Raw genomic sequence first — 14,172 nt, 5'->3', positions numbered from 1 at the left:
TATTTCGAGCCCAATTTTTCTTCTCCGTTACAGGCGCGAAGAGGTTTCAATAACAAATGACAGACAGCACTCGAGACGAGGACTCCGTTGCCTCACTCCTCGTCCCTGACGACACCTCACAAGCCGCACTCATCGAACTTTTCGACACGCTGGAACGTGCCGGCTTTGGTATCGCCCTCCGCGATGGCTACGACTCCCAAGACGCCATCGCGTACGACCTCACCAAGACCAGCTCGCTCAACGATATTGTTCCGTCTCCCGGCTCGCCCGAAGACTACGACGCGGCCTATCGAGAGATGCAAACAGGCATCCTCAGTGGCCCAGCCTTTGAAGCCGCTATCGCCGTTCTCGCAGCCCATACGGCAGTCGCAACGCAACACCTCATCGACGGCGAGCGCGCAGATCCAGACATCGACGATCTAGATGAACGCTCACTCGAGTCGGCAATCTCTGAAACCGAGACGCAGATCACTGATGCCCTGTACGAACGGGCCCTAGAGAACGTGGAGGTCGACGTATGACGTCTGAAAAGAACACGCCGGTTCCGATGACCTGCCCGGAGTGCGGCGGCCGGTCGTTCTCTTGGATCATCGAAGAAGTCCAGTTCGGCGACATCCAGAAGTACGAGGACGGTACTTTCGAAGAGGTCGGTATGAAGCGCGGTGAGGTTGTCGGAAGTGACGTTGAAAATGAGGGCGTCTACTGTACGAACTGCGATGAGCGCCGCGATCGCGACGAGCTCGTTCCGGACGACGAGGTGACCGCCATCAACCAAGAGAGCGCGTGATTATCCCTTTCATCCCGTCGCCGGAGTAGTCCTGACTCACCAACACCCCCGGACTTCCGTCGTAACCTGATCTGATACTATGTCCAACGCATCCACCACGCCATCCGACGACACCGATTCGGCCGCACCGTTCGCCACTCTCAGCCGGCTTGCGTACGCCCACGTAACGCACGCCCCACTCCACGAACGCTATATGCCCTCGGGCAACTTCGAGGCTGTCGGCAAGCCCGGCGAATTCGGTCCGGTAGACCCCGAGACTGGGGCTGAATATCGCGCTCTCGGTGGCCTCAATCATCAGTACAACCGCGACTACAAGGTCGGTAGCTCATATCCAAAGACTGTCTTCGTTTACGCCGAGGATGCCTCCGGTGAATCCCTCTCCCACAATGCACTCGAAGCCATCCTTGATGATCGGAATCTCTGGTCGGATGCACTCACAACCGTCCTCCTCCCGAAAGGTATCGAAGAAGACCAAGCAACCTGGTACTCCGCGTTCCAATTCCGTCCCCCGGAGCGCGCACCGAGCCTCCGCCGGGTCAAGCGCCAGCTCGACCACGTCTTCGACGACGCAGAGATCTATCGCGAAGGCCCGTTCCTCGATGCTCGAATCTGGCACGAGTAGTCGCACCACCTGTTGTTTTTCGCCCCCATCAGAAGTGAGGTGCACAAAATGCGATCGTTCCTTCCACCGTCAGAATTCGATCTCTCGGATCTCCCCGAGAGGCTCGATGTCGAACAGCAACTCAAAAACCGACAGGGAGTCCATATGGCGTTTGCGACGACAGCCCTCACGGTCGACATACTCGGTCGTGATCAAGGCGAACGCCACGATGCCCTGAAGGGACTCATCCAAGCGTGGGACTACATCGCCCGCCAACACGGCGAGGACGTCCACGTCGAGTACACCGGGAAGCCGTGGCAGTCACTCAACATCGACGTCGTCGACCGCACCGACGAGCCCGCAGCAGGAGGCGAGATCAAGCAATACGGTGTGCTCAACACGGAACGAGACGTCCTCCTCAAGCTTGGTCAGTTCGGCCCGACACTCACAACGAACCGTGAGAAGGCGGCCAAGCAGGCACGGGCGGACAGCCACCTCGAACTCGTCGAGGTCAAGAGTATTCCGTTCGATCAAAAGAACCCACTCTCGCACTAACCAAAGGAGAATATGACCTCAGAACCCCAGCGCCAGCTTCCCACCGAAACGTCCGACGCCGTCTCCGCACACATCGCCGCTAGTGAAGAGGCCAGTGACCTCACCTTCCAAGACGCCATCGAGGCGCTCCGAGAAGGGATCGATGGCTACGGGGACCGGGTTCACGCAACGGCCGAAGTCCTCCGTGCCGTCGACGACCTCGGAGTCCCGAACAACATTCTAACCCACCCCCGTGTCGAACAAGGTATCTGGCGATACAGCCACGACGCAGACACCGTCCGCCGCGAGATCGAGATCACCATCGAGCGCGAGGCAGACGACGACGTCACCGTCGACGAGATTGTCGCCGCTTATCGCGTCGCCGCCGCCCGTCTCGACACGCCTATCGACGTGGACTAACCCACCACGTCCTAATCCGCTAGTAGCCCCGCGGGGTGTCAAACCCAGCAGCTCCCTTCTCAAGCCTTCCATGACCGTCATCGTCATCAACATCAAAGAAGAGCGAATCGACTCCGAAGATCAATCTCCCTCAGACGTTCTTGAGTCACTCCTCATCCCCACCAAATCGCCGGACGATGATACTGTCGGTTCCGAATACGTCCAGAAACTCCTCCGACAGCTTCCGTCCGACGCACTCAAAATCCGGCAATCAATTCATGAACCGGACTGGGGATTCGGAGAGCCCTGTCCCGTCTGTGGGACCGAAGCCCTGAGCGCTATGACGGTCAGCGAAGACATTTACAACTCGAGTCACGGCGAGTTCGAGTTCGTCGAGACTGGCGACGCGAACGGTCCCGTCCTCTCGGTTATCTGCCCCGAGTGCCGGACGTACCTCTCGCACGTCCCATACCAAAATCTGACCACTTGACCGATGGCATCCATCGACACCGATCCCGATATTACCGTCGGATACTCACGGCTCTCGCCAAACGCCGTGTGGTGCTTCTTCGACGAGATCGACGATGTCCCGAATCTGACCGCCGCCGAAGAACAGGGAGAGGCGTGGGAGGCCCTTCTCGACGGCGACCGCATCGGAACGGCAGTCGTCGGTACCGTCGGAACGTCGTTCCTGAGTCGAATCATCATCACACCGAACGCGCGACGGATGAGCGTCGCGACCGCAATCTTCGACCGCCTCCAAGACGTGTATTGGTGCCTCCGCTGCCGCGTTCACAAGGATAATCAAGCTGGCATCAGGCTCGTCGAATCCACCGGATTCCACCGGAAACGGAAGGGTCGCTACGGCGAACTTTGGTGGTACGATACACAACTCGACAACGTCGACGACAAGTAACCCCTGGGTGGCTTTCTCCCGTCCCAGGACCGTGCAGACGTATGAATCCAGAACTCGTCCATCCATGTGGGAACATCACGGCCGTACTCCCGCTGCTTGACCCAGCCCAGCAGCGCCGCTATCAAGACGCCCTCAAGCGACGGGCCCGCGGCCACCTTCCACAGCGGTTCGACGCTTGCGCCGGCCGCGACGAGGCTCGCACATACTACGAGGGAAAGCCGACACCCCCATCCGGACGGCTAAGTGTGCCTCACCGTTACGGATGCCGATGAAACCCCCGTTGGGCTGGTACTCCCCACTTCCGCTCGAGACGCGTTTAGGGTACACTCTGAGGCGTTACAGAGGTCCCAGTCACTTATCCAGGGGGGGGTGACCATCACCTAGTTGGGGTTACCAACGTCTGTCCCGATTCCGTGTTTGCGCTGGGACCAACGAAGGAGACCACCAACGACTATAACTCGTCGCGATGTTTCGACAAGTAAATGCCGAACAATCTTGAAAATGAGTCAGCGGAAGAGTCATCCGCAGACTCAGAGGATATCGTACTCTCCTCGTATGTTGCGTATAATCGGAAGGTCTTTCCAAAAATAGTTGACCTCCACGTTGAGGACGGGGCAACTATTGCTGACGTGACTTATGGACGCGGGAACTTCTGGACCGACGTGCCGGACGAGAAGTACAAAGTATACAAGACAGATATCGACCCTGAAAAATCACCAGATAGTGAAGAGGGAGTCGATTGCCGTGACCTCCCCTACGAAGATGGTGAAATCGACTGTGTAGTGCTAGACCCTCCCTATGCAGAAGGATTCTTCCGGCGAAATAAAGACCACCTTGCAGGGAATGGCTCACATTCCAATTTCCGATCGAATTACTCTACAGGTGATGTGCATACCGGGGGGTCGAAGTATCACCAAGCAGTCTTAGACCTCTACTTTGAAGCGGGGAGGGAAGCCAAACGAGTACTTAATGATGACGGTGTTTTTGTGGTGAAAGTTGGAGATGAGGTGAGCTCAAACACTCAATACTTGACACACATCCAGATAACAAACTTTTACGAGAGAGAGCTGAGGTTCTACACGAAGGATTTGTTCGTCGTAGAACGTCACAACAAACCCTCTGTTTCCGGAATGCACAATCAAGTTCACGCACGCAAGAACCACTCTTTCTTTATGGTCTATAAAATGGATGGAGAGCCACAGAATATCCTCGAAACAAGTTGAAGACAGTTCAGCGGACCGTGAAGATCTCCATCCCGGTATCGAGGGGCATCGGGCTTACCGGGATCTGGAGTAAGTCGGTCACGTCCCCTCGTAGTGTTGCTTCCCCGTCGCTGGAATTACTCACTTCAGAGAACAACATCTTCCAAAGACGCGCATTGTCGTAGTCGTCAGAGTGCGATGGGATAAACTCAATCAGTCGTTCGCTCACGATAACGATGAGCTTCTTTTTCATTCGGCTCAACGCGACATTGAGTCGGTTCGGACTGAGAATGAACTCCGCTTCTCTTCGGATGTAGTCAGGGTCGCTTACTGTACTCGATAAGATGATCACGTCGCGTTCACTCCCCTGAAATCTATCGACTGTATCAACCACACCTTCGCTAACTTTGCTTCCCAACGAGTCAATCAGACGACCCCGTTGGGCGTTGTGAGGAGTGATTATCCCGATATTTTCCTTTGAACGGTCAATCGGGGTGATTAGGCTATTTACAATACCCGCCTCAAGTGCGTTAGATTGCTGACTCTCGCTGTCTTGATGGACGACAATCGAAATTGGACAATCTGGATTGAGTACTGTGTCGATCGCCTCATTTCCCGTCTTGTTGACCGCAAGAGGGTCCCGGTGGGCTCGAAGATGAGGATCATCCTCGGTGAAGGAACGATATCTCACCCCATCACGTTCGTACACCAGCTTTCGCAAAATGCGAGCTACTTCCTCATCACATCGGTAGGTGATCTCCAGCCGATCTATCGGATACTCTACCGAAGTCGGCACCTCAACCTCGTCGAACTGCTCATCATCGCCAAACTGGTTCTCCCCACTCAGCAGCCGAAATAGGTCCATTACCGAAAGATACGGAACCAACTCTCGAATGGTTCGGCGGTCTTCTCGTTCCCAATCGTGCTTCTGGATGGGCGATAGTTGTCTGTGATCGCCTACGACTAGAGTCCTTGCTCCGTCTTTGGTAGATGACCCTGACATCAAGAAGTCAGTGACGGTCATCATACTGGCTTCATCAACCGCAAATAGGTCGAAGGTGGGTCGTATCGTCTCGTCAAATGCTTTCTTGATTATTCGATTTCCACCGCTCGGAGTTCCAAAAATGACGAAGCTGTCTGACCCTGCCCCCCAGTTGCTCAGTTGTTGTTGCCCCTCTAAGTCCCTTTTCAGGTCCTCAACCTTCGACTTCTCCGTATTGTAGTTGACCCGTTCAACATCAGTTTTAGTGGGGACAGAGTAGCCACGGTCACGCGATAAAGCGCGAATCAGGCGGAGCGAGTCTAGCTCGTCACACCCCTCTTCAGCCATAAGCGTATACTTGAAATCATCAACCTTCTTCAATATCGCGTTAACTGCTCGATGTGAGGGGGCTACAACTAACGCGCGAATGCTTCCTCCATCGTTCATCTGGTCATATGAGGCACGCAGGAGCCCATGGGCAAGCGCCAAGGATTTTCCTGTTCCCGGGGGACCCTGAAGGATAGCAAAGTCATCCTCTTGGCGAGTGATGAATCTTTCTTGGCGGTCGTTTGGATAATCAAGTGAAGAACTACTCTCGACAAAGTCGAGGTATCCACGGTTTGGCTCTCCGTCATTGCTCATACATCATCACCCCGAATGAGGCCGTCCAAGAGGTGATAATAATGGTATCTCGGATTTTGACTGGGGCGATTTGATTGCAGTTCTTCTAGCACGTCGTGGGCGTGTGTTGAGGTCCAGTCGTCGGTCTGTCTATCCAAAATGTACCTATCTCCGGGTTTGAGGTGAACACAGCGGACGCCATAGCTATAGCCCGCATCTGCTTCGTTTTGTACCCACACGTCGTGCCTGTGAACGTACTCAAACGTGTCTGGATTCGTGTTTGGTATGAAATTGCCATCTGTGTTGAATTCACTACAGCGGAGTGTGATGCTGCGGTCACCCGTATTCACGCTCTGGACTTCAACGGGGAGCCCCGACTCGATATCCGCTGGCTTCTTCTTGTCATCCTTATGGACTTGTTGAGAGACGTCCCACGTGACAGGATTTGCAACACGATGAGACCCCGAAGATTCGTTTTCAGCCCCCTTCAAACGGCAAGTATACGCAACTTTTGAGGGGTCACTGAATTCATCAGGTTCGTACACAAGTCGTCCTGTTACAACAAGGTCGTCGCCATCTATTTCAGTCTCTTCCACTTCCACGATTGCCGCATGGCCCTTCTGTACACGCTCACGTGGTGCTTTTGCGTATTCTCGATACTTTTCTTGACGGTCAGCGTAGTGCTCTAGGTCGAGATAGTCGTTGAGAGACCGAGCCAAGTCGATGTCTCCCAAATTAAACTCAGGAAGTTCTGGGAGGTCGATTTGTTCTTTGCCGAGGAAGGGATTCTGATGGGACGCAGTACACGACTCCAGATGGTGAAGTGCGTGGGACATTTTTTCTCCCAAGAGACCCACATCTTCCGGTGTGATTCTCTCGTCTTGCTTGTCAGCATCGTGGTATCTGTACTTCTGAATTTCCCACCTATCACGCCCTGAATCTGCCCAGTCTAGGTTTAGCTTCCCTTTTGCGGCCCAGATATACTCCAGAGGGATTTGATTGTCGAAACGTGCTTTGAGCGGGTAGAAATCGTCTGGATTCTGGATATCCGATTTACTGTGTAGTCTACCATTGCTGTCGGCTTCTACTGGCAGTTTGAAATTGAACAGGTTGTACTTGAATGCATCATAGCAGTTGAAGGTCAATCCCCCACCGGACCGTGTCACCTCCCAGTTTGACTTCTTGAATAGACCGTCACAGCCGCAGTCACAATACTGCGAAGTCGCTTGGTCAAGAATCGGTAGAATACCACTTCCGGGATACCGGAGAGCGAATCGATCCTGAAGTTCGTCCTGTACTATACTGACCATCGGTTGGTCGATCGCCTTTCGATACCCTAGGAGGTCCCGAACCGCATCGAACGAGTCCTTGTCATATCGAGGCATCTGACGGAGAATGCCATCTACCAGAGCATCCCGCTCCATCCGGCTGAAGAAATATACATGCAACGCTGACCGTGTATCTCCTTCAGCCACGTGTTCTATGGCCGGGAATAGTTTGGAGAAGAAGTCCTCGAGCAAGTCGCCTTCAACCTCTAGAACCTCTTCTCGCTGGTCGTTATCTGGTAATCGGTCTACTACGGAACTAAATGAAAGTGCTCCAATGGCTGAATTGTTTCTGACAACTCGCCCAGCAAGCATAGCCAAGGAGTCGCGCATGAAGTCCTCCCGTACATAGAGATACACTCTGATGAGTTCGTCGGGATCGTAGTCCATCTTCTCTCGGGCATTTGGTGACGCGCTGGTTGATGGAAGGGTACTGTCACCTGACCCCTGAATCGGCGTGGCGTATAACGGCCCAGTTCGTGCCTGAGAGTCGTTCTGTGCTGCTTGTCTGGTTTGTATCCCACCCAACATAGCCTGTGCCCTCTGAACCATCCGGTCGACTTTCCCGCCAATTGTAGGTTCACTCAAAAGCTGCTTGACGGTATTCTCGTCGCGTGAAGGAAGTTCGTCGTAGACGTAGGGTTTCGGGTCTTCAATTTTCTCTTTCAGACCCGCGAGGTCCTCAATATCCTCGATATCATGTTTGTTGAGGATTCGCTGTTCACCCTCCGTGAGACCGAGTAGCGCCAAGTCCAGATTGTCCAGCGCATATTTGAAACAATCCTCATTATACAGACAGGTGTTGCACTTACCAGTCAGAGAGAAGTTAACTTCGGCCTGTTTGTAAACAGAGTCTATCGTGCCATCCTCACGCAGAAGCCTTCGCACGTCTTCTCTGACGACTTCGGGTTCGGCAATAGTTTGAATTGATTCTGGGTCAGTGAAGTCTAATGAATCGCTTTCCCGATGGACTATGCTGATTCGAACCTCTAACTCCTCTACGAGCGGCTGTAGGATGTCTTCAAAAATTAGTGCGTAGATACCCGCCTGAATCTGGTGATATGGCTGTACATCACTAGAAGCCTTGATTTCGAAGATATGCGCGATTATACCGCTATCGGGCGATTCCCAGAGAGCCAGCATATCCCCGCGTCCCTTGATTCCCCATACGTCGATGTAACCGCGGGCAGGTGGTTGCTCAATAACAACAGGGTTCTGGACAGTCGCCTTGTCAACAAGACTGTCTAATTCTGTACGTACTTCCTGTTTTCCTATGTCTGGTTTATCGCTTACGTCCCAGTCAGAACCATCGTAAAGGCCGACTGAGTCTTGTTTGATATTTTCGGTAATATCATCCTCGAACCGGTTGCCAATTTCACTAAGGAACACGCCCAATTCGTCCTCATTCCCGGTGATTTTGCCGAGACTTTGTTGGAGGTAGCGAGGGCACTGTTCAAACCCAATAAAGAGGCCAATATCCCCCGGACTGAGAACAGGACGTGAAGATCCAGACATCAATAGTCGATTGGTAGCATACCCGGTATGATAATATTACCCCTGTCTATCATATTCACCAATTCCATCTCTCTTGGCAAGCCAATGGACTAGTCATAGAGATGTTCTCGCTCTAAAAGCTCAGAACTCCCAGTTTTCGTCTGTCCAATTACGGAATAGAAATCCTATGAAATGCCCCACGTCAACCAAAGAGATCACGCCTCAGCTTGGACAAAAAGTAGCTCAAGGCATATACGCGGAAGTGTGTCGCACCACCAGAAGTAGATTTCTTCGTCGCTGATAGACAGCGAGCGCCTCTTATGACCGACTCGACCAGAACTCCTCAAGCGCAGCTCACCGAGCTCGACTACAAGGGACACGTCCTCGAACAACCTCATACGGAACGAGTAACGGCTTCCGTAGAGACAGCCGAAGACCTCTACGCGACAGACGAAGGCGACCTTCTCTGGATCGATGGCACCGAATACGCGGTTGTCAAGCGAAACTTCGGGATCTTCCACAGACCGCTCTCAGTCGTCGCCGAAGACGGCACACAAGGGCGGCTCATCGGAGGCACCATCAACCAGCAGTCGTCGATAGCCGGCATCGCATGGATACACGACCTCCCCGGAGACGACGAGTGCGCCCCGCAGCCGAGTGACTTGCTTGCGCGGTTCGACCGGGTCTACCGCCTCGAGGAAGACCGCCTCGACTGTCTCCACGCCTGGACGCCCGATAGCGACCATCGCGTCTGTCCAGCGTGTGAAGAACGCAGTGGCGAACCGATACGTATCGAACAGCAGGCCGGCAAGACTGTCGAACTCCGACAGTGTACGAACACCGACTGCCAACACATCTATCGGTACGTTCGACCCTTCCCCGAACCGGATACCGCAGCCCTCCTCATTTCTACGGGCACAGTGGACTCTCCCGTGCTCGGATCGGGATACACGACGAGTGAAACCGTCGACGAGTATGAACTCTCAGGAGTCTTCCGCTGTACCGAGCAGGACGATTTCAAGTTTCCCGTCGAGACGAACCGTGGTCGCGACGACGGCTTTTACTCAGGCTCTGAAGTCGCCGCGTTCTGCAACCCAAAGCTCGATCACGACGATCCCGACGACCGCTTCGGTACCGTCACCGTCGACACCAACGACCGCACTGGGGGAACAGTCATTCGATGGCGCGACGCACCAGGAAGTCAAGCGAAGATGACCGTCGAGTTTCAGGAGCTCGTCGGCGGAACGAGCTCGCCCACGCCGGACTACGACCGCGCTCTCGACTGGAACCTCAACCGAGACGCATTCACCGCAATTGTCGATCAGACTGGCCCAACCTATACCGACACGTATCCTGACATTTCCTCTCAACAGAGCGCACCCAACGATCACACAACTGCCTGAATCACCGACCGTTAATACCAGCGAGCCTGCAACCGATACACACTACGCGAACAGCGATGGCCACAGATAGTACATTCGAGGAGGACGTCATCTACCTCTGGCGAACGCTCCGCTCTGTCGTCCTCGTACTTGTCTTCATCTTCGGCGCGATCATTACCAGTCTCATCGTCGGCTATGTGGGCATCGTCGTTCTCGATCAGGCCTACCCAGTTGCCCAGCAGTCAGAGACGGCACGCTTCCTCGCTTCCGCCGCGTTTAGTGAACTCGGATACGCGATCTTTGTCGGTGGTCTCCTCTACTGGAAAACGGACCTCCTCCCCGCGGGCCTCCGCTTCCGTCGTCCGACCCGCCGCGACGCCCGCTGGATACTCGGCAGCATTCTCGTGATGATTGTCACAGAATACGTACTCACATCCCTCTTCACGTTTTTCAACGCTCCAACCGCACAGAACGCGACTGTGATCGAGGCCACCAAACACGCCTCCCTCCCTATGTTCGGCGGGCTCATCGTCGTATCCCTTCTCATCACTGGACCCTGCGAAGAAATCCTGTTTCGCGGCCTCATTCAAGGGTATCTCCGCAGGTACTTCTCTGCCATCGGAGCAATACTCCTCGCCAGCTTCTTTTTCACGAGCGTGCATCTCTTCGCCCTGCAGGGTTCTTTGAGCGGCATCCGAAACGTCCTCCTCTCACTCTTTGCGCTATCACTCATCCTGGGCTTCGCCTACGAGCGTACCGACTCACTCTTCGTCCCGATCCTCATTCACGGTAGCTATAACGCTATCCTCTTCGCCAGTCTCGGTCTCACTAGCCTCTACTAACGGCCGTCCCGATCTCACCCAAGCCATCCCGCTGTTCACACCTATTCTACCGGTATTTTTTAATATCGGATATGCGACGAGTGGGCTATGCGTTTCGCATTAGCAGAAGCGAACTGGGGAGACGACGACGGCACCACGTCGCTCGCAATCGTCACGCCAACAGGCCTCGATCGGCCCTCGGAGTACGGCCGGGCCGCAACGGGCTATCAAACCGCTGAAATCGGCTACGAATTCGACTCCACATACGATCCAACCGTCAACGACCACCCCGATCCGACTCCCGTCATCTTCTACCCCAACGAACTCCGCGACATCATTACGGAAGTCCGGAATACGCTCCCTATTGATCCATTCTCACCCGCGAACTTCGATGTTCTCGTCGACTGGGCTGACGACCAGGAGGGTGGAGAAGGACTTCTCGCGGAGATCGGTACAAACAAAAAGGGAAAATGGTGTAAGCAGCTCAAAATGCTCCGAAACGACGGCGGCCACCCCTATCTCAAAGTCCAGCGCGGCGCCCACCACACTTGGCTCCGCGGATCGCCGACCCTCGGTCGCAAAGAGTTCGATGGTGTCTTCGGAAACGTCACCGTCATCTAACCACCAGGATCAGTCCCCCTTCGGATTGACAGGCGCGATATACTCGTTCTTCCAAGTGTCACCGTCCCGCCATTGCCAATAATAATACCTGTATCCCTGTTTCGGCTCCTTCACCGTGATGTAGGCCCCTGTAGCGGGGACATCATCGTAGTCGTCGGGATCCATCGAGACACCCTGCTCCTCGAGATCTTCGACGACATCATCGTCGACGGCATCCTCGGGAGCGGTATCTGGAGACGCAGGTGGTTGCTCCCGCTTCCAATCGGCGAGAGCTTGTGCGTAGTCAGCCAAATCCTCCAGCTCCTCGACCGATAATTCGTCTACCGCGTCTCGAACGTGTGCCGGAAGGTTAGGTCCAGAAGGTCTCTCAGTGTCGCCCGTCATTAGTTACCCCACAGAGGGGCATAGCCATAACTTTTGTGGGGTAACTCGTGGTGAGCACTCTCCGGTTGGTTTCTCGCCCCCCACAGGTGGTGGAGGTAACTACGCATGTCTACCCACCAGATCACCCCGGCGGACGAGCACCTCCCACCCCTCGAACTTCCCCCAGGCGCGCTCGACGCATCGCACCCTGACTATGAGAACACCACGGGTAGTGACCCACCGGAGATCGAGCCTATCGAGCACCGCATTCGTCTCGACATCATCGAGGCTGGCGGGCTCTTGTCTCACGACACCCACGCCCCCACCCCGCTCGCCCGGCAGTACATCCAGAAAACACTTGTCGATACTTACGAGAGCGAACGCCGGTTCTTCCCCTCCTACGACCGCCTCGATGACTTCCTGGACGAGGCTCCTGCCTTCCTCACAGGTGAGCTCGAACCACATTACCGTGAGCTCGAACAGATTCGTGCCGATCGCCGAAAGTGGTACACGGAGCTCATTCCGAAAAACCTCGACACTATTCAAGGAACAGCCGATTCCCTTCTTCCCCTCCACGCAAACACTTTCCACGGAGTCGTCATCGTCGACGGGAACACCGATCCAATCGGGTATGCCGACGGACACGATCTCGATGTAGACGATGTCATTCGGGAAGCCCAGCTCGATAACCACATCCTGCCCTCCGAATACGGGATCACTCTCCCGGCGCCGCTCCTCGTCGGGGAATTCGCCAGCGGGTCCACTTACGCGTTCCTTCCCTGGTCGGACGCCGTCGTCTGTGGTTGTCCCTATAAGCAGACGAACAAGTGGGCGGTGATGTGCAAACACGAACTGGCGGCTGCATCCTGTCTCGCCACCGCTCACGAAGGAGACGTCGATGCCAAGTACGTTCTCCCGATCGACGTCGGTGTTGACATCCCGCAGCGCGCCCGCCGGTTCGTCAGCCCGACCGTCGCAGCCACTCACACGCCCCGGAAGCAACGGTGATCACGATGACGCCTTCCATCACAGACCCGGGGAGCCACCCCCAGCTGCAGTGGCTCATTCGCGGGTCGCCCGCGATTACGCTCACTGAAGCTCTCCACAACGCCATCCCTGTCGAGGTCCTCGACAACACCGTTGTCGACGCTGACGCCTACTATCACGTCGCGACAGACACCATCATCGTCGTCCAATTCGATACGGTCCAAACCATCCTCGAACGGGACGGTGCTCCTCTCCGCTGCCCACACGACAACGACCCGGCTTCTTGTCCGTCGTGTGCTACTCAAGGAGACACGACCGATTGCGATTCACTCGATAGCACCGACCACCATCCACACGATCCGTCACCAGCCTGTTCGTGAGTTCCGATATCTCTCATATTTCACCCGTTCGACAGGAGGCTACTCGAGCACCCCACTCCTCCTAACTATGCAGATCGACACAAGCACCCTCACCCAGATCCAGACGTATCGCGTAACCGCAGACCCGGTCATCGCGAGTGACCACGCTGCCGGCACCGCCAACCTTACTGACGGTATCTACGAGGAGCGCCGCGCACTCGTCAAGGACACACCTCCAGGTGAACGTGTGCCCGTCGCAACGTGGGGCGAGCTCACAGTACTCTGTTCGACGGCCTCCCTCACCCACGCGGCATTCACGAACACGGAGTTCGTCAGCCTCTATCAGTACGCCTTCCGCCAGTACCTCGACGGAATCGGTGACGATGACCAAGATGCGGACGCGATGCTTCCCTCAAACTTCACGATCCTCCCCGCAGACGACGAAATTCGCGATCAAGCCCGTAACCTCCGCGAAGTGCTCAAGCGCGACCGCGACCGCTGGTTTACCGAGCACGTCGATGATCTTGACGTCGAAACCGGTGACGTCCCCAAGGCGTTCTGGCTACACGATTCCACGACGACGGCAGCGGAACGTCTTGCCGAGGGGTTCGCGGCCGGTGAGATCTCCGACCAGCTTCTCCAGAGTCTCCCCTGTCTTCCTGGACAGGCTCCCGGGGAGAATCCCGATACAGCCGAGAGTACAGCAACACAGATGATCAACGAGAGCGATTCAGCACAGGCCGGTCTCGATATGTTCTAACTGACTCTGTGAGATCAC

General features: G+C 55.2%; 17 protein-coding genes. 14 read left to right on the top strand and 3 right to left on the bottom strand.

Annotated elements, in window-relative coordinates:
• Positions 1 to 56 precede the first annotated feature (56 nt).
• The 8 genes from B4V04_RS14465 (at position 57) to B4V04_RS14430 (ending at position 4,460) form a co-directional block, all read left to right on the top strand.
• On the top strand, positions 57 to 521 hold the full coding sequence (locus B4V04_RS14465; RefSeq protein WP_123622907.1) for a hypothetical protein: 465 nt from the start codon (positions 57 to 59) through the stop codon (positions 519 to 521).
• Positions 518 to 787 (top strand): hypothetical protein, encoded by a 270-nt coding sequence (locus B4V04_RS14460; protein ID WP_311173313.1) that lies wholly within the window; start codon positions 518 to 520, stop codon positions 785 to 787. Before B4V04_RS14465 ends, B4V04_RS14460 begins: the two co-directional genes overlap by 4 nt.
• A gap of 79 nt (positions 788 to 866) precedes the next feature.
• Complete coding sequence (locus tag B4V04_RS14455) at positions 867 to 1,409, top strand: hypothetical protein (protein ID WP_498232419.1); 543 nt, start codon at positions 867 to 869, stop codon at positions 1,407 to 1,409.
• Positions 1,410 to 1,457: 48 nt separating this feature from the next.
• Entirely contained in the window at positions 1,458 to 1,943 is a 486-nt protein-coding gene (locus B4V04_RS14450; protein WP_123622913.1) for a hypothetical protein, read from the top strand.
• A 12-nt stretch (positions 1,944 to 1,955) separates the two neighbouring features.
• Positions 1,956 to 2,342, top strand: coding sequence for a hypothetical protein (locus B4V04_RS14445; protein WP_123622915.1), 387 nt, complete (start codon positions 1,956 to 1,958; stop codon positions 2,340 to 2,342).
• A 70-nt stretch (positions 2,343 to 2,412) separates the two neighbouring features.
• Positions 2,413 to 2,811, top strand: a complete 399-nt coding sequence (locus tag B4V04_RS14440; RefSeq protein ID WP_311173311.1) for a hypothetical protein — start codon at positions 2,413 to 2,415, stop codon at positions 2,809 to 2,811.
• Between the two features lie 3 nt (positions 2,812 to 2,814).
• Positions 2,815 to 3,237, top strand: coding sequence for a GNAT family N-acetyltransferase (locus tag B4V04_RS14435; protein WP_311173310.1), 423 nt, complete (start codon positions 2,815 to 2,817; stop codon positions 3,235 to 3,237).
• 482 nt (positions 3,238 to 3,719) lie between these two features.
• A complete protein-coding gene (locus B4V04_RS14430) occupies positions 3,720 to 4,460 on the top strand; it encodes a DNA methyltransferase (RefSeq protein WP_498232418.1) in 741 nt (246 codons plus the stop codon).
• Positions 4,461 to 4,467: 7 nt separating this feature from the next.
• On the opposite strand, the gene B4V04_RS14425 is transcribed toward B4V04_RS14430, so the two are convergent.
• Positions 4,468 to 6,063 carry an AAA domain-containing protein gene (locus tag B4V04_RS14425; protein ID WP_498232417.1) on the bottom strand — a complete coding sequence of 532 codons (1,596 nt, stop codon included), beginning with the start codon at positions 6,061 to 6,063 and terminating at the stop codon, positions 4,468 to 4,470.
• Positions 6,060 to 8,882, bottom strand: coding sequence for a hypothetical protein (locus B4V04_RS14420; protein ID WP_312620625.1), 2,823 nt, complete (start codon positions 8,880 to 8,882; stop codon positions 6,060 to 6,062). Before B4V04_RS14420 ends, B4V04_RS14425 begins: the two co-directional genes overlap by 4 nt.
• 299 nt (positions 8,883 to 9,181) lie before the next feature.
• Here B4V04_RS14420 and B4V04_RS14415 point away from each other — a divergent pair, with 299 nt between their 5' ends.
• The 3 genes from B4V04_RS14415 to B4V04_RS14405 all read left to right on the top strand — a co-directional run bounded on the left by B4V04_RS14415 (position 9,182) and on the right by B4V04_RS14405 (position 11,685).
• On the top strand, positions 9,182 to 10,264 hold the full coding sequence (locus B4V04_RS14415) for a hypothetical protein (protein ID WP_498232416.1): 1,083 nt from the start codon (positions 9,182 to 9,184) through the stop codon (positions 10,262 to 10,264).
• A 56-nt stretch (positions 10,265 to 10,320) separates the two neighbouring features.
• Positions 10,321 to 11,085 carry a CPBP family intramembrane glutamic endopeptidase gene (locus B4V04_RS14410; RefSeq protein ID WP_498232415.1) on the top strand — a complete coding sequence of 255 codons (765 nt, stop codon included), beginning with the start codon at positions 10,321 to 10,323 and terminating at the stop codon, positions 11,083 to 11,085.
• A gap of 87 nt (positions 11,086 to 11,172) precedes the next feature.
• On the top strand, positions 11,173 to 11,685 hold the full coding sequence (locus tag B4V04_RS14405; RefSeq protein ID WP_498232414.1) for a hypothetical protein: 513 nt from the start codon (positions 11,173 to 11,175) through the stop codon (positions 11,683 to 11,685).
• Between the two features lie 9 nt (positions 11,686 to 11,694).
• On the opposite strand, the gene B4V04_RS14400 is transcribed toward B4V04_RS14405, so the two are convergent.
• A complete protein-coding gene (locus B4V04_RS14400; RefSeq protein ID WP_311173303.1) occupies positions 11,695 to 12,069 on the bottom strand; it encodes a hypothetical protein in 375 nt (124 codons plus the stop codon).
• 105 nt (positions 12,070 to 12,174) lie between these two features.
• On the opposite strand from B4V04_RS14400, the gene B4V04_RS14395 reads away from it, so the two are divergent.
• The 3 genes from B4V04_RS14395 to B4V04_RS14385 all read left to right on the top strand — a co-directional run bounded on the left by B4V04_RS14395 (position 12,175) and on the right by B4V04_RS14385 (position 14,154).
• The gene (locus B4V04_RS14395; protein WP_311173302.1) at positions 12,175 to 13,056 is read left to right on the top strand and encodes a hypothetical protein; all 882 of its coding nucleotides are present in this window, start codon (positions 12,175 to 12,177) and stop codon (positions 13,054 to 13,056) included.
• Positions 13,057 to 13,061: 5 nt separating this feature from the next.
• A complete protein-coding gene (locus tag B4V04_RS14390) occupies positions 13,062 to 13,415 on the top strand; it encodes a hypothetical protein (RefSeq protein ID WP_498232413.1) in 354 nt (117 codons plus the stop codon).
• A 67-nt stretch (positions 13,416 to 13,482) separates the two neighbouring features.
• A complete protein-coding gene (locus tag B4V04_RS14385) occupies positions 13,483 to 14,154 on the top strand; it encodes a hypothetical protein (protein WP_311173300.1) in 672 nt (223 codons plus the stop codon).
• Positions 14,155 to 14,172: the final 18 nt, after the last annotated feature.

It is taken from the genome of Halorubrum sp. B52, assembly GCF_059752555.1.
This window is presented reverse-complemented; position numbering and strand designations above follow the sequence as displayed.

Excerpts from the sequence above, each read along its gene's own strand:
- B4V04_RS14465 (WP_123622907.1), top strand. The coding sequence starts at position 57 with ATGACAGACAGCACTCGAGACGAGGACTCCGTTGCCTCACTCCTCGTC.
- B4V04_RS14460 (WP_311173313.1), top strand. The coding sequence starts at position 518 with ATGACGTCTGAAAAGAACACGCCGGTTCCGATGACCTGCCCGGAGTGC.
- B4V04_RS14455 (WP_498232419.1), top strand. The coding sequence starts at position 867 with ATGTCCAACGCATCCACCACGCCATCCGACGACACCGATTCGGCCGCA.
- B4V04_RS14450 (WP_123622913.1), top strand. The coding sequence starts at position 1,458 with ATGCGATCGTTCCTTCCACCGTCAGAATTCGATCTCTCGGATCTCCCC.
- B4V04_RS14445 (WP_123622915.1), top strand. The coding sequence starts at position 1,956 with ATGACCTCAGAACCCCAGCGCCAGCTTCCCACCGAAACGTCCGACGCC.
- B4V04_RS14440 (WP_311173311.1), top strand. The coding sequence starts at position 2,413 with ATGACCGTCATCGTCATCAACATCAAAGAAGAGCGAATCGACTCCGAA.
- B4V04_RS14435 (WP_311173310.1), top strand. The coding sequence starts at position 2,815 with ATGGCATCCATCGACACCGATCCCGATATTACCGTCGGATACTCACGG.
- B4V04_RS14430 (WP_498232418.1), top strand. The coding sequence starts at position 3,720 with ATGCCGAACAATCTTGAAAATGAGTCAGCGGAAGAGTCATCCGCAGAC.
- B4V04_RS14425 (WP_498232417.1), bottom strand. The coding sequence starts at position 6,063 with ATGAGCAATGACGGAGAGCCAAACCGTGGATACCTCGACTTTGTCGAG.
- B4V04_RS14420 (WP_312620625.1), bottom strand. The coding sequence starts at position 8,882 with ATGTCTGGATCTTCACGTCCTGTTCTCAGTCCGGGGGATATTGGCCTC.
- B4V04_RS14415 (WP_498232416.1), top strand. The coding sequence starts at position 9,182 with ATGACCGACTCGACCAGAACTCCTCAAGCGCAGCTCACCGAGCTCGAC.
- B4V04_RS14410 (WP_498232415.1), top strand. The coding sequence starts at position 10,321 with ATGGCCACAGATAGTACATTCGAGGAGGACGTCATCTACCTCTGGCGA.
- B4V04_RS14405 (WP_498232414.1), top strand. The coding sequence starts at position 11,173 with ATGCGTTTCGCATTAGCAGAAGCGAACTGGGGAGACGACGACGGCACC.
- B4V04_RS14400 (WP_311173303.1), bottom strand. The coding sequence starts at position 12,069 with ATGACGGGCGACACTGAGAGACCTTCTGGACCTAACCTTCCGGCACAC.
- B4V04_RS14395 (WP_311173302.1), top strand. The coding sequence starts at position 12,175 with ATGTCTACCCACCAGATCACCCCGGCGGACGAGCACCTCCCACCCCTC.
- B4V04_RS14390 (WP_498232413.1), top strand. The coding sequence starts at position 13,062 with ATGACGCCTTCCATCACAGACCCGGGGAGCCACCCCCAGCTGCAGTGG.
- B4V04_RS14385 (WP_311173300.1), top strand. The coding sequence starts at position 13,483 with ATGCAGATCGACACAAGCACCCTCACCCAGATCCAGACGTATCGCGTA.